Origin of the sequence: Streptococcus sp. CL5.50 (assembly GCF_049738015.1) — a bacterium.
In the GTDB taxonomy this organism is placed as follows: Bacteria; Bacillota; Bacilli; order Lactobacillales; family Streptococcaceae; genus Streptococcus; species Streptococcus mitis_CA.
On the sequence record NZ_JBKOTR010000006.1, the window covers coordinates 96632 to 119165 of the forward strand.

The window sequence follows — 22534 nt, forward strand, 5'->3', positions numbered from 1 at the left end:
GTTGCTTTTTAGGTAGCTAGGATTTTATCTCTTATTTCTCAACGCGTGATTTGTTGGCGATATCAGCTAGGATAGCTTGAACAAAGTCATCAACTGAGACAGTTTGTGTTTCTTTTTGTCCGTAGCGACGAACGTTGACTGTTCCGTCTTCCATTTCCTTGTCCCCAACGATCAATTGGTAAGGAATCTTGCTTGTTTGTGACGCACGGATCTTGAACTGCATTTTTTCATTGCGCTCATCTACATCTGCACGAACACCACGGTCACGGAGTTTCTTAGCCACTTCCCAAGCGTAGTCCACGTGTTTTTCGTTAGATACTGGGATGAGGGTTACTTGGTGTGGTGCAAGCCATGTTGGGAAGGCACCCTTGTAGTTCTCAATCAAGATAGCTGTAAAGCGCTCCATAGTAGAGATTACACCACGGTGGATCATAACTGGACGGTGTTCCTCACCATCAGCTCCGATGTATTTAAGGTCGAAGCGTTCTGGAAGCAAGAAGTCAAGTTGGATAGTAGAAAGGGTTTCTTCTTTTCCAAGGGCTGTCTTAACTTGAATATCCAATTTTGGTCCGTAGAAGGCTGCTTCACCTTCGGCTTCAAAGTAGTCCACGCCCATTTCATCAAGGGCTGCACGAAGCATGGTTTGAGCATTTTCCCACATCTCATCGTTGTCAAAGTACTTATGAGTATCTTGAGGGTCACGAAGAGAGAGACGGAAGCGGTATTCAGTCAAGTTGAAGTCTTCATAAACATCGATAATCAACTGAAGAGCACGTTGGAATTCTTCTTGGATTTGTTCTGGAGTCACAAAGAGGTGACCGTCGTTGAGAGACATTTCACGCACACGTTGAAGACCAGTAAGGGAGCCAGATTTTTCGTAGCGGTGCATCATACCGATTTCAGCGATACGGATTGGCAACTCACGGTAAGAGTGAACATGATGTTTGAAGACTTGGATGTGGTGCGGACAGTTCATTGGACGAAGGACAAATTCTTCCCCGTCACCCATGTCCATAGTTGGGAACATGTCTTCTTGGTAATGATCCCAGTGACCAGAAGTCTTGTAAAGCTCAACAGAAGCAAGTGGTGGAGTGTAGACGTGTTGGTAGCCTGAAGCTAGCTCTTTGTCAACGATGTAGCGTTCCAACTCACGACGAATAGTCGCACCATTTGGCAACCAGAATGGCAAACCTTGACCAACCTCTTGAGAAATCATGAAGAGGTCAAGCTCTTTACCAAGTTTACGGTGGTCACGTTCCTTGGCTTCTTCACGCATTTGAAGGTAGTTCTTCAAGTCTTTTTTGTCAAACCAAGCTGTACCATAGATACGTTGCATCATAGCGTTGTCGCTATTTCCACGCCAGTAAGCACCTGCTACATGGAGAAGGTGGAAGATTTGGATACGACCTGTTGAAGGGACGTGTGGGCCACGGCAAAGGTCTACATATTCACCCTGACGGTAGATGGTCAAACCACCTTCGTCTTCTGAGTGTTCTTCAATCAATTCCAACTTGTAAGGGTCATTTTTGAAGATTTCACGTGCCTCGTCTTTAGTAACTTCTTCACGGATTGATGGGAAGTTTTCTTTGACAATTTTTTGCATTTCTTCTTCGATACGAGGAAGGTCTTCGTTAGAAATTTGACCAGCAGTGTTGTCAGTATCGTAGTAGAAGCCGTCTTCGATGGCTGGACCAACTCCCAAGTGAATGTCTGGGAAAAGGCGACGAGCGGCTTGGGCAAACAAGTGAGCAGCTGAGTGACGCAAGATTGGAAGGGCATCTTCGTGATCAGGTGTCACAATTTCGATGTTTCCATCTTCAGTGATGGCACGAGTAGTGTCGATGAGTTTGCCGTTGAATTTACCAGCCAAGGCTTTTTTAGCTAGGGAATTGCTGATAGATTGGGCAATTTCAAAAGTTGTAACGCCAGATTCGAATTCACGAACAGCGCCATCTGGGAAAGTAATGTTAATCATGATGTTCTCCTTACTTATATTATTGACGAATGTGTTAACCCTATTCTAAAAACAGGGACAGAGGATTGTGAAAGCTAGAAAAACAAAAAGCGACATCCTCGAAAGGACGTCGCAACGTGGTTCCACCTTCATTTATGTTCCTCAAAAAAGAGGGACACCTCTGATTGGCTCTAACGTGGCCACCGTTTTATGTTTTCATAAAAACTCAAGAGTAGTATCAGTTTAGGCTTCCTATGCGTTTCCAGCAACCACGCACTCTCTAGTAGAAAGGAACTAAGTGACTTGTCTCTATGGATTATTATAGCATGATTGTGAGATTTTTCAAGGATTTTGTGAAAGTTTTTTGTTTTTCATTTTTGTAGAATATGCTTGATGCCAATACCGGAAGCCATGCCCACCAGAGCCAAGGTTTCATAGATTAGCAAGTAAATTAGTATAAACTCACCAAAAGTTATGATAGTAAAGCAAAAGAGCAGTCCGTTACCAATTAACCACCAAAGTGAGAAACGGAAACGGTAGCTATATAGTAACGACACAATGAAGATTACTAGAGGTGTATAGAAGAGAATATTATTTACGTAGAGACTCTTGAGTGTAAGGGAGTCAGAAACGATTAGTGATAACAACTCATAAAGTGGCCAGTAAAAGAAAAAGATGACCAAATAGTAGGGGAGATGGGAATAGAATCTAGGCATGATAATCACCTCGTTTAAAAACAGATAACTTAGATTTCTTGCTATGATTATTATAGCATGTTTAAAACAAGAAAGTAAATCTGTTGACAAAGAAGTTAGTTATTGGTAGAATAGGGATTGTCGTAAAGACAAATAACTTCTTCTTGGTTACAGGCATGCCAACCTGTCACTCGGATGAAGCCAAATAAAAAGGAGAAACATCATGGCAATCTCAAAAGAGAAAAAAAATGAAATCATCGCACAATATGCACGTCACGAAGGTGATACAGGTTCAGTAGAGGTTCAAGTTGCTGTCCTTACTTGGGAAATCAACCACCTTAACGAACACATCAAACAACACAAAAAAGACCACGCTACTTACCGTGGATTGATGAAGAAAATCGGTCGCCGTCGTAACTTGCTTGCATACTTGCGTAAAAACGACGTTAACCGTTACCGTGAGTTAATCAACTCTCTAGGACTTCGTCGCTAATCTGCTTTATTTTCCACTTACATTGCGTTGTTACCTTACCTCGATATACTCAAGTATAATCTTCGGTTACGGTTCCTAGCACTGTAAGGTAAAATAAACCAGAATGATCTCCCTTCGGGGAGATTTTTTTTGTTTCACTGAAAGTTTCGTACATTCTTCTCCTCGCCGTCTAATCTATAAACGTTTTATCCAGCAAGAATCATGATGCTAAGGGCGTAAGAAATCCGTATGAAAATAGGGAAATGACACAGTGTTCGATGAACACAAGGAGTTTCATCTTTTTCACTAGGATTTTAGCCCGGGCTCAAATCAGCTCTCTGACTTCAGAGGGCTTTTTTATTGAGGTTTTATCGGTCACAATTTTGGAGACTACAAAAACTGAGTAACCCACCTTAATAGCGGATTGTGTGTTTTATCGGTCACAATTTTGGAGACTACAAAAACCTCAAATGGTATCAGCTAATTACACCATAAGGGTGCGTAGCTACTCGGCTTGAAAAGCCGAGTAGCTGTCTGCAAGCCCCTTCGGAGAGCCCACACTTTACGAAGTAAAGTATAGTATGTTATACTTTACATGGAAGTAGTCACCGAATTCCAGTTAGAAATTACTTTGTAACTACGTTTTGAGGAGGAGTAAAATGCTTTCCTATGTTCGACATTACCCACTAGCGATAGCTAAATTAATGTGTCTGTGCTCTCCTAAAATCTGCTGATTTATTACTGACTAATACAGGAGGTTTTTATGGGACAGACAATCATATCTGCTATTGGTGTTTATATTTCCACCAGTATCGATTATTTAATTATTTTATTTATTTTATTTGCACAGCTATCACAGAATAAACAAAAATGGCATATTTATGCGGGGCAATATCTAGGCACAGGCTTACTTGTAGGGGCGAGTTTAGTTGCTGCTTATGTCGTTAATTTCGTGCCTGAAGAATGGATGGTTGGATTGCTTGGTTTAATCCCTATCTATTTAGGGATTCGCTTTGCAATTGTTGGAGAAGGTGAGGAAGAAGAGGAAGAAGAGGAAGAAATTATTGAAAGATTAGAACAAAGCAAGGCAAATCAACTGTTTTGGACAGTTACATTGCTGACAATTGCGTCTGGCGGAGATAATTTAGGTATCTATATACCTTATTTTGCTTCGTTAGATTGGTCACAGACCCTCGTGGCCTTGCTTGTGTTTGTAATCGGCATAATTATCTTATGCGAGATTAGTCGGGTGTTATCCTCTATTCCCTTAATATTCGAGACAATTGAAAAATACGAGCGAATCATTGTGCCCTTAGTATTCATTCTACTTGGACTATACATCATGTATGAAAATGGCACGATAGAGACTTTTCTGACCGTGTAGATTTTTTTGTTTCACTAGGATTTTATCCCAATCTCAAATCAGCTCTCTAATTTTAGAGGGCTTTTTATGTTGTCCTCTTACCTCGATATACTCAAGTATAATCTTCGGTTACGATTATTAGCACTGTAAGACCAACTATATTCATTTTTCTCATCTTGTTCCATTGTTGAAAATATGGTATACTTTTCATGAGAATTTTCTAAATTTTTAAGATTCTATCAAAGGAGGTTTGCATGCTTTCCAAATTTTCTGGAAGCCGACAGGACCTGCAATTTGTGTTGCTTTTAGGTGTCTTGCTAGGTGTTTTAGGGATTTCCCTCTTTCTAGCAGTTTCAATGGGATCTGTTGCGATTCATCTAGGAGATACCTATCGGATTATTTTGAGCAGGTTGGGGTTTCCTCTTGAGATAGGAGAGGTGCCAAAGTCCACTCTTGCCATTGTATGGAACATGAGATTCCCCCGAGTATTGCTGGGGCTGATAGTAGGGGCTGGTCTTTCTATGTGTGGTAGCGTGATGCAGTCCACAGTGAACAATCCCATCGCTGAGCCCTATGTCTTAGGAATCTCTGCGGGTGCAACTCTAGGGGCAACCTTGAGCATCATTCTTGGTTTGAAAGTGATGATTAGCCTTGGCGCTTTTCTTGGAGCTATTTTGGCAACAATTGCTGTCCTCATCATTGCCTCTATGCAGGGAAGGATGACGACTTCCAGTCTGATCTTATCAGGAACGGTTGTCAATGCTCTCTTTCTGGCTTTTTCCAACTTTATTATCTCAGTTGGTGCTAATGCTGACAGTGTGATGACTATTAAGTTTTGGACCATGGGCTCGCTTGCTGGGACTACCTGGTCTGACTTAGTTTTGCCAACTATAGTAGTGGGAATGGCCTTTCTATTTTTTTCTACGCAGTATCGTGTTTTTAATGCGATGATGATGGGAGATGAGGCTGCTTTAACTTTGGGGGTTCCCTTACGCTTTTATTGGTATCTTTATGTGACCATGGTGGCTGTGTTGACAGCAGTCTTGGTGGCGACCTGTGGGATTATTGGATTTGTCGGTCTGATTACTCCACATTTAGCTCGAGGGTTAGTAGGAACGAATTACAGGAGACTTTTTCCTGTTGCGACTTTACTAGGTGCCCTTTTCGTTATCTGGGCAGATGTACTCTCTCGTGTCATTATTCAAAATGCTGAGCTGCCAATTGGTATTTTCACAGCCTTAGTAGGTGCTCCCTTCTTTATCTACATTGTTGGAGGTAGGCGAAGGGAGGTGAGGGCTTGATATGGACTTGATTTGTCAGGATATCCACTTTGGACTAGGAGAGAAAAAAATCCTCAAAGGTGTTTCTCTTAGGGTTGAGGGGCATCAATTTCACACGATACTAGGACCAAATGGAAGTGGGAAAACCAGCCTGCTTAAACTCCTCTATCGTCAGGAAAAGGCAGACAAAGGCTTGATAAGCCTAGATGGAAAGCCACTGGAGCATTGGTCACTAAAAGAAACAGCCAAGCAAATGGCAGTTGTAACCCAGTTTAATCAATTGCAGTTTGATTGTACAGTTGAGGAAATCGTCTTGCTAGGAAGAACGCCCCATCTCTCTTTTTTACAGAAGGAAAAGGAAAGGGATTATGCCCTCGTTCATGATGCTCTTGTCAAGGTGGATATGCTTGAGAAGAAAACTCGTCTCTATTCGTCTCTGTCAGGGGGAGAAAAGCAGCGAGTCTTATTAGCACGTGCCTTGGCGCAAGAACCGACTCTCTTGCTCCTGGACGAACCAACCAATCACCTAGATATCAAGTATCAGCTAGACTTGTTAGCCATTGTGAAGAATCTTAAGATCAATGTTCTAGCTGTCCTACATGATATTCAACTTGCTTGTCGCTATTCGGATTATCTCTATCTGATGAAAGAGGGGGAAATCCTTTACCAAGGGACTCCAAAGGAGACCATCACCCCTGAGTCATTGCAAACTGTATACGGAGTTCAAAGTCAGGTTACTTGGACCGATGATCAGCAAGCCATGATTCACTATTTATAAGAATGAAAAGGAAAACAAGATGAAAAAAACACTCAGTATTTTACTCGTAACAGTAGCTACCTTAACCATGGCAGCTTGTGGTAACACTACTACAGAAAAAGCTACCACACAATCTAGCACAGAGACAAGTCAAAAGGCTAAAGCAGAGACGACTTATCCGCTAACTATCAAAACCTATGACGCGAAAGGGAATGAAGTCGAACAAGTCTTTGACAAGGCACCTGAAAAAGTTATCACCAACAATCTTTCAACCACTGAAATCTTATTGGAGTTGGGGTTGAAGGATAAAATTGTTGGCATGCTTAACCCTGATAATGCTGTGACGGACAAATACAAGGACGCGATTGCGACGATTCCTCAAATTGGGGATAAAAAAACAGTCTCACAGGAGACAGTCCTTTCTTATGAGCCAGACGCTGTAATGGGTCGAAACATGATGTTTTCTGAAAAATCCTTGGGGACAGTTAGCACTTGGAATGAAAATAAAATCCCAGTTTATACACAAAAAGCTTCTCTCTCAACAATTCAGCAAGATTTGGGGAATATCGTAGAAGATGTCAAAAATCTTGGAATGATTTTTAATGTTCAGGACAAGGCTAATGAATACGCAGCACAATTACAAACTAAAATTGATGCTGTTAAGAAAGCAAATCCAGCAAGCCAAGGTGAAAAGAAAAAGGCTTTGATTATGGTTGCTTATAATGATGAAACCTTCGGTGCCTACAAGTCTGCTTTGCAAGAAAGTTTGCTGAACCAACTTGGTTATACAAACGTTGCTACGGGGACATCAGGCTTGACCTTGGAAAATCTCGTGTCAATGGATCCTGAATTGATTATCTATGTAACCAGCGACCGCAATAAAAAATTGGATGAAAAAGCAGTAGAGTTGATGAAGGCAAATGCTGTTTTGGAAAGCGTTCCTGCTATTAAGAATCAAAAAATCATGACCATCTCTTACGATGAATTGATGGACTATGGTCCAGCAGTGATTGATTCCCTTGAGAAAATCAATGACTTTATCAATAAATAATAAGTTTGATTGGGAAGGAATTCAAGTCAAAATCAGCCTTCCTTCTAACTACGACCCCAATCAAACCTATCCGGCTATTTTATTGAATGATGGCAACTTGGACTTCCTATCGTCCCTTTCCGAATCTGTGATTTTAGTGGGCTTGACCTCTAAAAATCGCCTAGATGACTACACGCCCTGGAAGTCAGCTGCTCTGAGAGATGGATTTCCAGATTTTGGCGGTCAGGCCAACGTCTATCATGAACATTTATTTGGAGGTCTTTTAGATAAGTTGCACTCACTTTATCGCCTGGACGAAACTCGCCTTGCCTACGGAGGTTATTCACTAGGTGGCTTGGTGGCAGTTTACAGTCTTTTCAGCTTTGACAAGGTTTCCTGTGTCTTCTCCATCTGCGGTTCCTTTTGGTATCCTGATTTTGTGACTTACTGCAAGGAAGAAAATGTGAAAAATTTGGACTGTTTGCTGTATTTACAGAATGGTCAAACAGAAGGAGCTCATCATACTAATCGCTTGGCTCAAGCACCAGTCTATGCTGAGCAGATCCATACCAGTCTTCAGAAACACTATCCGAACTGTCAGTTTGTCTTTGACCCTTATGGGCATCATGAACAAGTGGATGAGCGATTTCTAGCTTTTTCTAGCTGGTTGGCCCAAAAATGGAAAATCGAATAAAAGATTTATCCCTTGGCTTTTGCCAAGGGATTGTTGTATTTATTTAACCAAGTTTTTCTCTCTTTTTATCTGGATTCCATACGAAGCTTGCGATAAAGCTAAAGATGATGGTTAGGATAGCGAGGATAATGGCAAGGATGAGAGCAGGGATGCGGATAAACCACCAGAGTGGGTTTGGTTTTTTATCATTGTGCCATTGTTTCGTTTCTTGGTCCAAACGTTGGAATTCTGCTTGAATGCGATTGGCGACTGTTTCAATGCCTTCATCATTCATTTTCTTGATATCTGAGATATCGATTGGATTTCCAAAGTTCATATCGACACGCTCACGGCTAACCAAGCCTTTCAAGGTCATGGGACCTGTGTAGGTAACCGGCATGATACGGACCTTGGCCATTTTGGCAATCAGAGCTACGCCACCTTTTACATCGTTTGAGTGACGGCTCCCACTTGGAAACATGATGAGAGAGCGATCACTTTTTTTAAGGACGTTGATAGGGTATTTGATGGCTGAGGCGCTTGGATTTTCACGGTCGATAGGAAAAGCACCGCACATACGAATCCACCAACCAAATATACGGTTGGCAAAGAGTTCTTTTTTGGCCATAAAGATAAATTGTTTTGGCTTGGTCGCAAAGGCCATGTAAACTGGATCCCACCAAGTGCGGTGAGGCGCAACCAAAATATAATTTTCATCTTGATTAGGAATTTTATCAGTATTATGATAGTGGGCATTGCCATTGATGGACCATAGGAGCAAGACAACCAATCCACGTAAATAAGTATAAAACATGCGATCTCCTTCGATTATTTTCTTGTTATTATTATACCTTATCAAAGGAGGGCTGGCAAACTTTTCCCTTGACTAGGTGCATATTTGGGGTGAGATTAGAATTCTGTTAAAAAAAATGATATGATAGAATTTATGGATAAAAATAAGATTATGGGATTAACCCAAAGAGATGTCAAGGAAAGACAGGCTAAGGGCTTGGTCAATGATTTTACTGCATCGGCCAGTACTAGCACTTGGCAAATCGTTAAACGAAATGTCTTTACCCTTTTTAACGCTTTGAACTTTGCCATTGCTTTGGCCCTTGCCTTTGTGCAGGCTTGGAGCAATTTGGTCTTTTTTGCTGTTATCTGCTTTAACGCTTTTTCTGGGATTGTGACCGAGCTGCGGGCTAAACACATGGTGGACAAGCTCAATCTCATGACCAAGGAAAAGGTCAAGACTATTCGTGATGGCCAAGAAGTGGCTCTGAATCCTGAAGAATTGGTGTTAGGAGATGTCATTCGTTTGTCTGCAGGAGAGCAGATTCCCAGTGATGCCTTGGTTTTGGAAGGCTTTGCGGAAGTCAATGAAGCCATGTTGACGGGGGAAAGTGATTTGGTGCAAAAGGAAGTGGATGCCTTGCTTTTGTCAGGAAGTTTCCTAGCCAGTGGGTCAGTTTTAGCTCAAGTTCACCATGTCGGTGCAGACAACTATGCTGCCAAACTCATGCTGGAAGCCAAGACCGTTAAACCAATCAACTCTCGTATCATGAAATCTTTGGACAGGCTAGCTGGTTTTACTGGGAAGATTATCATTCCTTTTGGTCTGGCTCTCTTACTAGAAGCCTTGCTTTTAAAAGGCTTGCCTCTTAAGTCGTCCGTTGTAAATTCGTCGACAGCCCTTCTGGGGATGTTACCTAAGGGAATTGCCCTTTTGACCATTACTTCGCTTTTGACTGCGGTGATTAAGTTGGGCTTGAAAAAGGTCTTGGTGCAGGAGATGTACTCTGTTGAGACCTTGGCTCGTGTGGATATGCTCTGTCTGGACAAGACGGGTACCATCACCCAAGGAAAGATGCAGGTAGAGGCTGTTCTTCCGCTGACGGCAACTTATGGTGAAGAGACTATTGCTAGCATCCTGACCAGCTACATAGCCCACAGTGAGGATAAAAATCCAACTGCCCAAGCCATTCGCCAGCGTTTCCAAGGCCAAGTAGCCTATCCTATGCTCTCTAATCTTCCCTTCTCAAGCGACCGCAAGTGGGGAGCAATGGAATTGGAAGGTTTGGGAACAGTTTTCTTAGGTGCACCTGAGATGTTGCTGGATTCTGAGGTCCCAGAAGCCAGAGAGGCCTTGGAGAGAGGTTCACGTGTATTGGTCTTAGCTCTCAGTCAGGAAAAACTGGACCATCACAAGCCACAGAAACCATCTGATATTCAGGCTCTAGCCTTGCTGGAAATCTTGGACCCGATTCGCGAGGGAGCAGCAGAGACGCTGGACTATCTCCGTTCTCAGGAAGTGGGCCTCAAGATTATCTCTGGTGACAATCCAGTCACTGTATCCAGCATTGCCCAGAAGGCTGGTTTTGTGGACTATGCCAGCTATGTAGATTGCTCAAAAATCACGGATGAGGAATTGATTGCTATGGCTGAGGAGACAGCTATTTTCGGACGTGTTTCCCCTCATCAAAAGAAACTCATCATCCAAACGCTGAAAAAAGCGGGTCATACAACAGCTATGACAGGAGACGGAGTCAATGATATTCTCGCCCTTCGTGAGGCGGATTGTTCTATCGTGATGGCGGAAGGGGATCCGGCGACGCGTCAGATTGCCAATCTGGTTCTCTTGAACTCTGACTTTAATGATGTTCCTGAGATTCTCTTTGAAGGTCGTCGCGTGGTCAATAACATTGCCCATATCGCCCCGATTTTCTTGATAAAGACCATCTATTCTTTCTTGCTCGCAGTTATCTGTATCGCCAGTGCTCTTCTGGGACGATCTGAGTGGATCTTGATCTTCCCTTTCATTCCGATCCAGATTACCATGATTGACCAGTTCGTGGAAGGTTTCCCACCATTCGTTCTGACTTTTGAGCGAAATATCAAACCTGTTGAGCCAAACTTCCTCAGAAGATCCATGCTTCGTGCTCTACCAAGTGCTCTCATGGTTGTGTTCAGCGTTCTTTTTGTGAAAATATTTGGAAGTAGCCAAGGTTGGTCTGAGTTAGAAATCTCAACTCTACTCTATTATCTCTTGGGGTCAATTGGTTTCTTATCCGTATTTAGAGCCTGCATGCCATTTACCTTATGGCGTGTCCTCTTGATTGTTTGGTCAGTAGGAGGCTTCCTAGCTACAGCTCTCTTCCCAAGAATTCAAAAACTGCTTGAAATTTCAACCTTGAATGGACAAACGTTACCTGTTTATGGGGCCATGATGTTGGTCTTTACCGTGATTTTCATCCTGACTAGTCGCTATCAAGCCAGAAAATAAAGAAAGGCTGCAATCTGTGGATTGCGGTTTTTTTAGGTGCAAGATTGCCAGCTGAAATGTGGTATAATAAGAGGTAACAGAGTTTTGGAAAGAGAGAGAAGATGATTTCAAAGAGATTAGAATTGGTGGCTTCCTTTGTTCCCCAAGGGGCTATTTTACTAGATGTGGGGAGTGACCATGCTTATCTGCCAATTGAGTTGGTTGAGAGAGGTCAAATCAAAAGCGCCATTGCAGGCGAGGTTGTGGAAGGTCCCTATCAGTCTGCGGTTAAAAATGTTGAGGCTCACGGCTTAAAGGAGAAAATCCAAGTCCGTTTAGCCAATGGCCTAGCAGCCTTTGAAGAGGCAGACCAAGTGTCTGTCATTACCATTGCAGGTATGGGTGGGCGTTTGATTGCTAGGATTTTAGAAGAAGGCTTGGACAAGTTAGCTAATGTAGAACGATTGATCCTCCAGCCTAATAATCGTGAAGACGACTTGCGTATCTGGCTACAAGAGAATGGGTTTCAGATTGTAGCTGAAAGCATCTTAGAAGAAGCTGGCAAGTTTTACGAGATTTTGGTGGTGGAAGCAGGACAAATGAAGCTATCAGCCAGCGATGTCCGCTTTGGACCTTTCTTGTGCAAAGAGGTCAGTCCAGTCTTTGTCCAAAAATGGCAAAAAGAAGCTGTTAAGCTAGAGTTTGCCCTCGGACAAATCCCAGAAAAAAATCTGGAGGAACGTCAAGTTCTAGTAGATAAAATTCAAGCCATCAAGGAGGTTCTCCATGCTAGCAAGTGAAGTGATTAACGCGTATGAAGCTTTTTGCCCTCAGGAGTTTTCCATGGAGGGAGACAGTCGTGGCCTGCAAATTGGAACTTTGGACAAGGATATCCAAAGTGTCATGGTTGCTCTGGATATTCGTGAAGAAACGGTGGCTGAAGCCATTGAAAAGGGTGTGGACTTGATTATTGTTAAGCACGCGCCGATTTTCCGTCCCATCAAGGATTTGGTAGCTAGCCGTCCACAAAATCAGATTTATATAGACCTGATTAAGCATGACATTGCAGTTTATGTCAGCCATACCAATATTGACATCGTTGAAAATGGTCTCAATGATTGGTTCTGTCAGATGCTAGGTATCGAGGAAACTATCTATCTGCAGGAAACTGGCCCTGAACGTGGAATTGGACGTATTGGGAATGTTCAGCCTCAGACATTTGGGGAATTGGCCCAACATGTCAAGCAAGTCTTTGGTTTAGATAGCCTTCGAATGGTACATTATCAAGAGAGTGATTTGCAGAAGCCTATTTCAAGAGTGGCCATCTGTGGTGGTAGCGGGCAGTCTTTCTATAAGGATGCTTTGGCAAAGGGGGCAGATGTTTATATCACTGGTGATATTTACTACCACACTGCCCAGGATATGTTGTCTGATGGGTTACTGGCATTGGACCCAGGTCACTATATTGAAGTGCTTTTTGTGGAAAAAATTTCTGCACTCCTTACTCAATGGAAGGCTGAAAATGGATGGACAATTGATATTGTACCTAGTCAAGTATCGACCAATCCTTTCCACCATATCTAGTTAGAAAGTGAAAACAATGAAAAAAGTTGCCATTATCGGAGCAGGAATTGTGGGAGCAATAGCTGCCTACTACCTCTCTAAAGAAAGTGACCTAGAAGTAACCGTCTTTGACCATGGACAAGGTCAGGCTACCAAGGCCGCAGCAGGAATTATCAGCCCTTGGTTTTCCAAACGCCGCAATAAGGCCTGGTACAAAATGGCGCGCTTGGGGGCTGACTTTTATGTGGATTTATTAGCTGATTTAGAGAAGTCAGGACAAGAAATCGACTTTTACCAGCGTTCGGGAGTCTTTCTCCTGAAAAAGGATGAAACTAAGTTGGAAGAACTCTATCAACTAGCCCTCCAGCGTAGAGAAGAATCTCCTTTGATAGGGCAATTAGCCATTCTGGATCAAGCATCAGCTAATGAATTATTCCCTGGCTTGCAGGGATTTGATCACTTGCTCTATGCTTCTGGTGGAGCGAGAGTAGATGGTCAACTCTTAGTGACTCGTTTGCTGGAAGCCAGTCAGGTCAAGCTGGTCAAAGAAAAAGTGACTCTGACACCTTTAGCATCAGGCTACCAGATTGGCGAAGAGGTGTTTGATCAGGTTATTTTGGCGACGGGAGCTTGGTTGGGACACCTGTTAGAGTCTTTAGGTTATGAAGTAGATGTTCGTCCCCAAAAGGGGCAACTCCGAGATTATCAACTTACCCAAGACATGGGAACTTACCCTGTTGTTATGCCAGAAGGGGAGTGGGATTTGATTCCTTTTGCAGGTGGGAAATTATCCTTAGGCGCTACTCATGAAAATGACATGGGATTTGATTTGACGGTAGATGAAACCTTACTCCAGAAAATGGAGGAGGCAGCCTTGCCTCACTATCCAGTTTTGGCAGTAGCGACTTCAAGAGCTGAGCGTGTGGGAATCCGTGCCTATACCAGTGATTTCTCACCTTTCTTTGGGCAGGTACCAGAATTGGCAGGTGTCTATGCTGCTAGTGGACTAGGTTCATCAGGCCTCACAACTGGTCCTATCATTGGTTACCATCTAGCTCAACTGATCCAAGGCAAGGAGTTGACCTTGGACCCTCTAAACTACCCAATTGAAAACTATGTCAAACGAGTAAAAAGCGAATAATACTCAATGAAAATCAAAGAACAAACTAGGAAACTAGCCACGGGCTGCTCAAAGCACTGCTTTGAGGTTGTGGATAGAACTGATGAAGTCAGCTCAAAACACTGTTTTGAGGTTGTGGATCGAACTGACGAAGTCAGTAACCCTACCTACAGCAAAGCAAGGCTGACGTGGTTTGAAGAGATTTTCGAAGAGTATAAGCATTTTACTTAAATTTTAGCCTCCCCTCTAGGATGGCAAATGACATTCCCTATCAAAAATGGTAAAATAAGAAAAAATAATCCGAGAATCGAGGAAAAAAGATGCAAGAAAAGATTTTGGTAACGGGTGGAGCAGGTTTTATCGGAACCCACACTGTTATTGAGTTAATCCAAGCAGGTCATCAGGTTGTTGTGGTGGATAACCTTGTTAATAGTAATAGAAAAAGTTTAGAAGTTGTTGAAAGAATCACAGGAGTTGAAGTGCCTTTCTATGAGGCAGATATCCGTGATACTGATACTCTCAGAGATATTTTCAAGCAAGAAGAACCAACAGGGGTCATTCACTTTGCTGGTTTGAAGGCTGTTGGCGAATCAACACGTATCCCTCTTGCCTACTATGACAACAATATCGCTGGAACTGTTAGTCTTTTGAAGGTCATGGAAGAAAACAACTGTAAAAACATCATTTTCAGTTCTTCTGCGACAGTTTACGGAGATCCGCATACAGTGCCCATCTTGGAAGATTTCCCACTTTCAGTGACTAATCCATATGGCCGCACTAAGCTTATGCTTGAGGAAATTTTGACCGATATTTACAAAGCTGACTCAGAATGGAATGTTGTCTTGCTTCGTTACTTTAACCCAATCGGAGCCCATGAGAGTGGAGATTTGGGAGAAAATCCAAACGGTATTCCAAACAATCTCTTGCCATATGTGACTCAAGTAGCCGTTGGAAAATTAGAGCAAGTGCAAGTGTTTGGAGACGATTACGATACGGAAGACGGAACTGGTGTTCGTGACTATATCCACGTTGTCGATTTGGCTAAAGGTCACGTTGCAGCTCTGAAAAAAATCCAAAAAGGTTCAGGTCTAAACGTTTATAACCTTGGAACAGGTAAAGGCTACTCAGTTCTTGAAATTATCCAAAATATGGAAAAAGCAGTGGGACGTCCAATTCCTTACCGCATCGTAGACCGTCGCCCAGGGGATATCGCAGCCTGCTATTCAGATCCTGCAAAAGCCAAAGCAGAACTCGGCTGGGAAGCAGAATTAGGCATCACCCAAATGTGTGAAGACGCATGGCGTTGGCAAAGCAAGCATCCAAATGGATTTGAAGACTAAGATGGTGATGTCAATCATTGTCCCCTGTTTAAACGAAGAGGAAGTACTTCCTCTTTTTTATCAGGCTTTGGAAGCTTTACTTCCAGATTTGGAAACAGAAATTGAGTATGTCTTTGTCGACGATGGATCAAGTGATGGGACTTTGGAACTCTTAAAGGCCTATCGGGAGCAAAATCCGGCAGTTCATTATATTTCTTTCTCTCGAAATTTTGGCAAAGAAGCAGCCCTCTATGCAGGCTTACAATATGCGACAGGAGATCTAGTGGTGGTGATGGATGCAGATCTCCAGGATCCTCCTAGTATGTTGCTTGAGATGAAAAACTTACTAGACCAAAATGCAGACTTGGACTGCGTAGGAACACGGAGAACCAGTCGGGAGGGAGAACCCTTCTTTCGTAGTTTCTGTGCTGATATCTTTTACCGCCTTATGAAAAAAATTAGCCCAGTAGCCTTGCCCTCAGGTGTCCGTGATTTTCGAATGATGAGACGGTCTGTAGTCGATGCTATTTTAAGCTTGACCGAGTCCAATCGTTTTTCAAAGGGGCTCTTTGCCTGGGTGGGTTTTAAAACCCACTATCTGGACTATCCAAATGTCGAAAGGCAGGCTGGCAAGACCAGTTGGAGTTTTAGGCAACTCTTTTTTTACTCCATTGAAGGGATTGTTAACTTTTCAGATTTTCCCTTGATTATAGCCTTTGCAGCTGGTCTCCTATCTTGTTTTATTTCTCTGCTTATGACCTTTTTTGTTGTGGTTCGGACCCTCATTTTGGGTAATCCGACATCAGGTTGGACGTCTCTGATGGCTGTTATTCTCTTTCTTGGTGGGATTCAACTCTTGACCATTGGGATTCTCGGCAAGTATATCAGTAAGATTTATCTAGAGACTAAAAAAAGACCACTTTATCTCGTCAAAGAAAAAAGTGACCTTCCTGATCTTACAGAAAAAAATAAAGAGAAAAGACTATAATTTTGCATGGAAATATGCTAAACTAGAAGGAGTGGAACGTTCTTATCGATGTTAGAGTTAATCTTTAATCAAGGCACGTGTCGGACAGTTTCTAACAGCTTCTACGACGTCCTGACTAGGAGAGATTTCTTTTTCTAGTTGGTCAGGGTCATCGTAAAAACGCACGATTCCATTATCGTGGTAATCAAATAATTCAGAATAAGTTTGGCAAAGCCCACAGGCGATGCAACGTTCAGGTATAAGTGTGATTTTCATATTTATATTGTAATAAGAAAAGTAAAAAAAAACAAGGAGTAAGGTATGGCAAAAGAACCGTGGCAAGAAGATATTTATGAGAATCAAGAAGAAACAAGATCAGAACGTCGTAAGAGAGAACAAGGTGGAGGAGTCGTTGCTAACCGTATCTTAACTATCTTAGCAAGTATTTTCTTTGTGATTGTAGTCGTGATGATCATTGTTCTGATCTATCTTTCATCGGGTGGGAGCAATCGCACGGCAGCCTTAAAAGATTTTCACGATTCTGATGCAAATGTAGTACAGATTTCATCTTCTAGTAGTTCAGAGCAGGCATCTTCTAGTTCAGAGGAGAAGGTAGAAGAGTCATCTAGTAGCTCAGAACATCCAACTGATCCAGAAGGAACTACAAAAGTCTTAGCTGGAGAAGGAGAAGCAGCCATTGCCGCTCGTGCAGGAATCTCGATTGCTCAGCTAGAGGCTTTGAATCCTGGCCATATGGCTACAGGATCTTGGTTTGCTAATCCAGGTGATGTTGTCAAAATCAAATAGGAGTTGATATGAAAACAATTCAAATTGCTATTGACGGTCCTGCTTCAAGTGGCAAGAGTACGGTCGCAAAGATTATTGCCAAGGATTTTGGATTCACCTACCTAGATACAGGTGCTATGTATCGTGCAGCGACCTACATGGCTCTCAGGAACCAATTAGGAGTTGAACAAGTTGAAGAACTCTTAGACTTATTGGACCAGCATCCAATCAGTTTTGGGCGTTCAGAAACTGGAGAACAGCTTGTCTTTGTAGGAGATGTGGATATTACCCATCCTATCCGTGAAAATGAAGTGACCAATCATGTTTCTGCCATCGCAGCAATTCCTGAAGTGCGTGAGAAACTAGTTTCTCTCCAACAAGAGATTGCCCAGCAAGGTGGGATTGTCATGGATGGTCGCGATATTGGGACTGTTGTATTGCCACAAGCAGAATTAAAAATTTTCCTAGTAGCTTCAGTCGATGAGAGAGCAGAGCGCCGTTACAAGGAAAATATTGCCAAGGGAATTGAAACAGACCTTGAAACCCTAAAAGAGGAAATTGCTGCGCGTGACTACAAGGATAGTCATCGTGAGACTTCGCCTCTCAAACAAGCAGAGGACGCTGTCTACCTTGATACAACTGGCTTGAACATTCAAGAAGTAGTTGAAAAAATCAAAGCAGAAGCTAAAAAAAGAATGTAGATGTAGAAAAGCCGATAGATTGATATCGGTTTTTTTCTATATTTGTCAAAATGCTGATTTTAAGGTATAATAGTTGCTGTTCGAGAAATTTTGATTTTCAAAGAATAGTGAATGATGATAAGGAGAAACCATGAACAACCTACCAAATTGCCCAAAATGTAACTCAGAGTATGTCTACGAAGACGGTGCCCTACTGGTTTGCCCAGAGTGTGCTTATGAGTGGAATCCTGCTGAAGTTGCAGATGTAGAAGAGGGCCTTGTTGCTATCGATGCCAACGGGAATAAATTGGCTGACGGTGATACTGTAACCCTCATCAAGGACTTGAAAGTAAAAGGTGCGCCAAAAGATTTGAAACAAGGGACGCGCGTGAAAAATATCCGCATCGTAGAAGGCGACCACAATATCGACTGTAAAATTGATGGCTTTGGTGCCATGAAACTCAAATCAGAGTTTGTGAAGAAAATTTAAGCATGTCAAAACACTATAAACTTGTATTTTATAGCCGTATCTTCTTGTTTCTAGCGGCTTTTACGGGAGTTTATCTTGAAATCGCCAAGCATGGTGGCTTTGGGATGTTGCTCTATTATACGGTTCTGTCCAACCTTTTAGTCGCGATTTTTACGCTCTATCTCCTAAAGGTTATGAGCCGTTTAGGTGACAACTGGCAAAGATCAAGTCTCTTGCGCTTAAAAGGTGGAGTCACTATGAGTATCATGATTACCTGTGTGATTTACCATTTCCTCCTGGCGCCCATTGCGACTAATTTTTATACTCTAGAAAATTTCCTTTGCCACTATATCGTTCCCCTCTGGTTTTTAGCAGATACCCTCTTTTTTGACAAACAGGGTCAATACAAAATCTGGGATCCAGTTGTGTGGACAATTTTACCCTTACTTTATATGATTTTTGCTCTTTTTAATGGCTTGGTACTGAAACTTGATGTTCCTAATTCTAAGGTCAGTCCCTTCCCTTACTTCTTTTTGAATGTGAACAAGGGGTGGGATGTCGTGTTCAAGTGGTGTCTGATTATATTTGTTGCCTATATGGTGGCAGGATTTATCTTCTACTTTATCAAGCAAATAAAGAGAAAGTCATCCTAATACTCTTCGAGAATCTCTTCAAACCACGTCAGTTTCGCCTTGCCGTATATATGGTTACTGACTTCGTCAGTTTCATCTACAACCTCAAAGCAGTGCTTTGAGCAACCTGCGGCTAGCTTCCTAGTTTGCTCTTTGATTTTCATTGAGTATAAGACACAAGGGATTCATTTTCGAGTTTAAGAAGGAGTCTGTACACTAAAGAGGCTTCTTCTTTTCTTGCTTGTTTGATAACTATCAAAAAAGTAGAAGATTAAGAGAAATATAGAAAGAGATTTCATGAAACAATTTTTAGAACGGGCCAGTATTTTGGCTCTCTCCCTCGTTTTGATTACATCCTTTTCCATCTCGAGTGCTCTGCCAGCCATGTTTGACTATTATCAAGGCTATCCTAAGGAACAAATTGAGCTTTTGGCGAGCTTGCCATCCTTTGGAATTATGATCATGTTACTGCTAAATGGTTTTTTAGAAAAAATATTTTCTGAGCGCATACAGATTAGTTTGGGATTATTGATTTTATCACTGAGTGGAACGGCTCCCTTCTGGTATCAAGGTTATCCCTTTGTCTTTGGGACACGGATTCTTTTTGGTTTGGGTGTTGGGATGATCAATGCCAAGGCAATTTCTATTATCAGTGAACGCTATCAAGGAAAAACGCGAATTCAGATGCTAGGGTTACGTGGTTCTGCAGAGGTCGTTGGAGCTTCTCTCATTACCTTAGCAGTCGGCCAGTTGTTAGCTTTTGGTTGGACAGCTACCTTCCTAGCCTATAGTGCTGGATTTTTGGTGCTAACCCTTTATCTGCTCTTTGTCCCTTATGGAAAGGAAAAGAAAGAAGTCAAGAAAAAGGAGAAGGAAGCAAGTCGCTTAACTCGGGAAATGAAAGGCTTGATTTTTATCCTAGCTATTGAAGCAGCAGTTGTAGTTTGTACCAATACGGCTATTACCATCCGTATTCCAAGTTTGATGGTGGAAAGAGGACTTGGAGATGCCCAGTTATCTAGTTTTGTTCTTAGTGTCATGCAGTTGATTGGGATTGTGGCTGGTGTGAGTTTTTCTTTCTTGATTTCTATCTTTAAAGAGAAACTGCTCCTCTGGTCTGGTATTGCCTTCGGCTTAGGGCAAATCGTGATTGCCCTGTCTCCATCCTTGTGGGTGGTAGTGGCAGGAAGCATTCTTGCTGGTTTTGCCTACAGTGTAGCCTTGACGACGGTCTTTCAACTTGTCTCTGAACGAATTCCAGCTAAACTCCTCAATCAAGCAACTTCATTTGCTGTATTAGGCTGTAGTTTCGGAGCCTTTACGACCCCATTTGTTCTAGGTGCAATTGGCTTACTAACTCACAATGGCATGTTGGTCTTTAGTATCTTAGGAGGGTGGTTGATTGTAACCTCTATCTTTGTCATGTACTTACTTCAAAAGAGAGCTTAGGATTGGTTTCCTAAGTTTTTCTTTTTGTGAATTTTGTACCCAGACAATATTTGTTTTAGAATCTTGTTTACAGATTATTTTCTTGATAAAATAGAAGTTATGACAAGATACAAAGCAACTATTTCCTATGACGGTTACGCCTTTGCTGGTTTTCAACGCCAGCCTCATGCGCGTAGCGTTCAGGAAGAAATTGAAAAAACCTTGACCAGGTTAAATAAAGGGGGAGCCATTACTGTTCACGGTGCTGGTAGGACTGATAGTGGGGTTCATGCTTTGGGACAGGTGATTCATTTTGACTTGCCCTATCAAATGGATGAGGAGAAGCTCCGTTTTGCTCTAGACACTCAGTCCCCTGAAGATATTGATGTGATTTCGATTGAGCTTGTGGCGGATGATTTTCATTGCCGTTATGCTAAGCATAGCAAGACCTATGAGTTTATTGTGGATAGAGGACGTCCCAAGAATCCTATATGCCGTCACTATGCCACTCACTTTCCCTACCCACTCGATGTGGAACGCATGCAGATTGCAATCAAAAAGTTAGAGGGAACCCATGATTTCACTGGTTTTACAGCCTCTGGGACTAGTGTAGAGGATAAGGTTCGCACCATCACAGAAGCTAGTTTAGCAGTTGATGAGACAGGTCAGTTTTTGACCTTTACCTTTTCAGGAAATGGTTTCTTGTATAAGCAGATTCGAAATATGGTGGGGACACTGCTCAAAATCGGAAATAATCGTATGCCAGTGGAGCAGATTGACCTCATCTTGGAGAAAAAGGACAGGCAGCTTGCAGGTCCCACTGCAGCACCAAATGGTTTGTATTTAAAGGAGATTCGTTATGAAGAATAATCGTATTTTAGCACTTTCTGGGAATGATATTTTTAGTGGTGGTGGCCTGTCAGCTGATTTGGCTACCTATACCTTGAACGGCTTGCATGGTTTTGTAGCAGTGACTTGTTTGACAGCCTTGACGGAAAAGGGCTTTGAAGTCTTTCCAACTGACGATACCATTTTTCAACATGAATTAGATAGCTTGCGTGATGTGGAGTTTGCAGGGATTAAGATTGGTCTTCTCCCTACTGTCAGTGTGGCTGAGAAGGCATTGGACTTTATCAAGCAACGCCAAGGAGTTCCTGTGGTATTGGACCCTGTCTTGGTCTGCAAGGAAACGCACGACGTAGCAGTTAGTGAACTCTGCCAAGAGTTGATTCGCTTTTTCCCTCATGTCAGTGTGATTACGCCTAATCTTCCTGAAGCAGAATTATTGGCTGGTCAGGAAATCAAAACCTTGGAAGACATGAAAGTTGCAGCGCAGAAATTGCATGAATTAGGAGCGCCAGCAGTCATTATCAAGGGAGGCAATCGCCTTAGTCAGGACAAGGCTGTAGATGTCTTTTATGACGGACAAACCTTTACAGTCCTAGAAAATCCTGTCATCCAAGGCCAAAATGCTGGTGCAGGTTGTACCTTTGCCTCAAGCATTGCCAGTCACTTGGTTAAAGGTGATGAACTTTTACCAGCAGTAGAAAGTTCTAAAGCTTTCGTTTATCGTGCCATTGCACAAGCAGATCAATATGGAGTAAGACAATATGAAGCAAACCAAAACAACTAAAATCGCCCTTGTATCCCTATTAACCGCCCTTTCTGTGGTTCTAGGTTATTTCTTAAAAATTCCAACACCGACAGGAATTCTAACTCTCTTAGATGCGGGTGTCTTCTTTACGGCCTTTTACTTTGGTAGTCGTGAAGGAGCTGTAGTCGGAGGACTAGCAGGTTTCTTGATTGACCTCTTATCAGGCTACCCTCAGTGGATGTTCTTTAGCTTGGTCAACCATGGCTTGCAGGGATTTTTTGCAGGATTTAAAGGGAAAACTCAGTGGTTAGGCCTCGTTTTGGCAACTATTGCCATGGTAGGGGGCTACGCCTTGGGTTCTACATTGATGAATGGCTGGGCAGCAGCCCTACCAGAAATTTTACCAAATTTCATGCAAAATATGGTAGGGATGATTGTAGGATTTATTCTTAGTCAAAGTATCAAGAAGATTAAGTAAAGAGGCTGAGTC

At 42.4% G+C, this 22534-nt stretch carries 23 protein-coding genes and 2 pseudogenes; 20 read left to right on the plus strand and 5 right to left on the minus strand.

Annotated elements, in window-relative coordinates; all coding sequences use genetic code 11:
- Positions 1 to 31 precede the first annotated feature (31 nt).
- The 3 genes and pseudogenes from thrS to ACLNCV_RS05415 all read right to left on the minus strand — a co-directional run bounded on the left by thrS (position 32) and on the right by ACLNCV_RS05415 (position 2670).
- The gene (gene thrS, locus ACLNCV_RS05405) at positions 32 to 1975 is read right to left on the minus strand and encodes a threonine--tRNA ligase (RefSeq protein ID WP_261126272.1); all 1944 of its coding nucleotides are present in this window, start codon (positions 1973 to 1975) and stop codon (positions 32 to 34) included.
- Positions 1976 to 2015: 40 nt separating this feature from the next.
- Positions 2016 to 2196: pseudogene (locus ACLNCV_RS05410) on the minus strand (hypothetical protein).
- A gap of 100 nt (positions 2197 to 2296) precedes the next feature.
- Positions 2297 to 2670, minus strand: a pseudogene (locus ACLNCV_RS05415) (hypothetical protein).
- Positions 2671 to 2872: 202 nt separating this feature from the next.
- On the opposite strand from ACLNCV_RS05415, the gene rpsO reads away from it, so the two are divergent.
- The 6 genes from rpsO (at position 2873) to ACLNCV_RS05445 (ending at position 8245) form a co-directional block, all read left to right on the plus strand.
- Positions 2873 to 3142, plus strand: a complete 270-nt coding sequence (gene rpsO / locus ACLNCV_RS05420) for a 30S ribosomal protein S15 (protein WP_001018251.1) — start codon at positions 2873 to 2875, stop codon at positions 3140 to 3142.
- 742 nt (positions 3143 to 3884) lie between these two features.
- Entirely contained in the window at positions 3885 to 4505 is a 621-nt protein-coding gene (locus ACLNCV_RS05425; RefSeq protein WP_000531713.1) for a CadD family cadmium resistance transporter, read from the plus strand.
- A gap of 233 nt (positions 4506 to 4738) precedes the next feature.
- Entirely contained in the window at positions 4739 to 5785 is a 1047-nt protein-coding gene (locus ACLNCV_RS05430; protein ID WP_153209865.1) for a FecCD family ABC transporter permease, read from the plus strand.
- 1 nt (position 5786) lies between these two features.
- Entirely contained in the window at positions 5787 to 6542 is a 756-nt protein-coding gene (locus ACLNCV_RS05435; protein WP_049499573.1) for an ABC transporter ATP-binding protein, read from the plus strand.
- Positions 6543 to 6561: 19 nt separating this feature from the next.
- Positions 6562 to 7572 carry an ABC transporter substrate-binding protein gene (locus ACLNCV_RS05440; RefSeq protein WP_424844950.1) on the plus strand — a complete coding sequence of 337 codons (1011 nt, stop codon included), beginning with the start codon at positions 6562 to 6564 and terminating at the stop codon, positions 7570 to 7572.
- Positions 7553 to 8245, plus strand: a complete 693-nt coding sequence (locus tag ACLNCV_RS05445; protein WP_424844951.1) for an alpha/beta hydrolase-fold protein — start codon at positions 7553 to 7555, stop codon at positions 8243 to 8245. The genes ACLNCV_RS05440 and ACLNCV_RS05445 overlap by 20 nt, the downstream gene beginning before the upstream one ends.
- Positions 8246 to 8288: 43 nt before the next feature.
- Here ACLNCV_RS05445 and ACLNCV_RS05450 read toward each other — a convergent pair whose 3' ends face one another.
- Positions 8289 to 9038: a lysophospholipid acyltransferase family protein gene (locus ACLNCV_RS05450; protein ID WP_084950107.1), complete on the minus strand. Its 750-nt coding sequence runs from the start codon at positions 9036 to 9038 to the stop codon at positions 8289 to 8291.
- Between the two features lie 132 nt (positions 9039 to 9170).
- Here ACLNCV_RS05450 and ACLNCV_RS05455 point away from each other — a divergent pair, with 132 nt between their 5' ends.
- The 6 genes from ACLNCV_RS05455 (at position 9171) to ACLNCV_RS05480 (ending at position 16476) form a co-directional block, all read left to right on the plus strand.
- Positions 9171 to 11507: a cation-translocating P-type ATPase gene (locus tag ACLNCV_RS05455; protein WP_261126273.1), complete on the plus strand. Its 2337-nt coding sequence runs from the start codon at positions 9171 to 9173 to the stop codon at positions 11505 to 11507.
- 101 nt (positions 11508 to 11608) lie between these two features.
- A complete protein-coding gene (locus tag ACLNCV_RS05460) occupies positions 11609 to 12286 on the plus strand; it encodes a tRNA (adenine(22)-N(1))-methyltransferase (protein WP_084925657.1) in 678 nt (225 codons plus the stop codon).
- Positions 12273 to 13070, plus strand: coding sequence for a Nif3-like dinuclear metal center hexameric protein (locus ACLNCV_RS05465; RefSeq protein WP_084925655.1), 798 nt, complete (start codon positions 12273 to 12275; stop codon positions 13068 to 13070). Before ACLNCV_RS05460 ends, ACLNCV_RS05465 begins: the two co-directional genes overlap by 14 nt.
- Positions 13071 to 13086: 16 nt before the next feature.
- On the plus strand, positions 13087 to 14190 hold the full coding sequence (locus tag ACLNCV_RS05470) for an NAD(P)/FAD-dependent oxidoreductase (RefSeq protein ID WP_084925653.1): 1104 nt from the start codon (positions 13087 to 13089) through the stop codon (positions 14188 to 14190).
- Positions 14191 to 14489: 299 nt separating this feature from the next.
- Positions 14490 to 15509: a UDP-glucose 4-epimerase GalE gene (gene galE / locus ACLNCV_RS05475; RefSeq protein WP_024057477.1), complete on the plus strand. Its 1020-nt coding sequence runs from the start codon at positions 14490 to 14492 to the stop codon at positions 15507 to 15509.
- 1 nt (position 15510) lies between these two features.
- Positions 15511 to 16476, plus strand: a complete 966-nt coding sequence (locus tag ACLNCV_RS05480; RefSeq protein WP_084925651.1) for a glycosyltransferase family 2 protein — start codon at positions 15511 to 15513, stop codon at positions 16474 to 16476.
- A 57-nt stretch (positions 16477 to 16533) separates the two neighbouring features.
- Here the strand turns inward: ACLNCV_RS05480 and ACLNCV_RS05485 are convergent, their stop codons facing one another.
- Positions 16534 to 16731, minus strand: a complete 198-nt coding sequence (locus ACLNCV_RS05485) for a ferredoxin (RefSeq protein ID WP_004235080.1) — start codon at positions 16729 to 16731, stop codon at positions 16534 to 16536.
- Between the two features lie 45 nt (positions 16732 to 16776).
- On the opposite strand from ACLNCV_RS05485, the gene ACLNCV_RS05490 reads away from it, so the two are divergent.
- The 8 genes from ACLNCV_RS05490 to ACLNCV_RS05525 all read left to right on the plus strand — a co-directional run bounded on the left by ACLNCV_RS05490 (position 16777) and on the right by ACLNCV_RS05525 (position 22522).
- Entirely contained in the window at positions 16777 to 17262 is a 486-nt protein-coding gene (locus ACLNCV_RS05490) for an SAG1386/EF1546 family surface-associated protein (protein WP_084925649.1), read from the plus strand.
- Between the two features lie 8 nt (positions 17263 to 17270).
- Complete coding sequence (cmk, locus tag ACLNCV_RS05495; RefSeq protein WP_084925647.1) at positions 17271 to 17942, plus strand: (d)CMP kinase; 672 nt, start codon at positions 17271 to 17273, stop codon at positions 17940 to 17942.
- A 130-nt stretch (positions 17943 to 18072) separates the two neighbouring features.
- On the plus strand, positions 18073 to 18411 hold the full coding sequence (locus tag ACLNCV_RS05500) for a zinc ribbon domain-containing protein YjdM (RefSeq protein WP_001061596.1): 339 nt from the start codon (positions 18073 to 18075) through the stop codon (positions 18409 to 18411).
- A 2-nt stretch (positions 18412 to 18413) separates the two neighbouring features.
- Positions 18414 to 19043 carry a Pr6Pr family membrane protein gene (locus ACLNCV_RS05505; protein WP_084925646.1) on the plus strand — a complete coding sequence of 210 codons (630 nt, stop codon included), beginning with the start codon at positions 18414 to 18416 and terminating at the stop codon, positions 19041 to 19043.
- A gap of 276 nt (positions 19044 to 19319) precedes the next feature.
- On the plus strand, positions 19320 to 20471 hold the full coding sequence (locus tag ACLNCV_RS05510; RefSeq protein ID WP_084925642.1) for an MFS transporter: 1152 nt from the start codon (positions 19320 to 19322) through the stop codon (positions 20469 to 20471).
- 99 nt (positions 20472 to 20570) lie between these two features.
- The gene (gene truA, locus ACLNCV_RS05515) at positions 20571 to 21320 is read left to right on the plus strand and encodes a tRNA pseudouridine(38-40) synthase TruA (RefSeq protein WP_084925640.1); all 750 of its coding nucleotides are present in this window, start codon (positions 20571 to 20573) and stop codon (positions 21318 to 21320) included.
- Positions 21310 to 22083 carry a bifunctional hydroxymethylpyrimidine kinase/phosphomethylpyrimidine kinase gene (locus tag ACLNCV_RS05520; protein WP_084888663.1) on the plus strand — a complete coding sequence of 258 codons (774 nt, stop codon included), beginning with the start codon at positions 21310 to 21312 and terminating at the stop codon, positions 22081 to 22083. The genes truA and ACLNCV_RS05520 overlap by 11 nt, the downstream gene beginning before the upstream one ends.
- On the plus strand, positions 22061 to 22522 hold the full coding sequence (locus tag ACLNCV_RS05525; protein WP_084888661.1) for an ECF transporter S component: 462 nt from the start codon (positions 22061 to 22063) through the stop codon (positions 22520 to 22522). Before ACLNCV_RS05520 ends, ACLNCV_RS05525 begins: the two co-directional genes overlap by 23 nt.
- Positions 22523 to 22534: the final 12 nt, after the last annotated feature.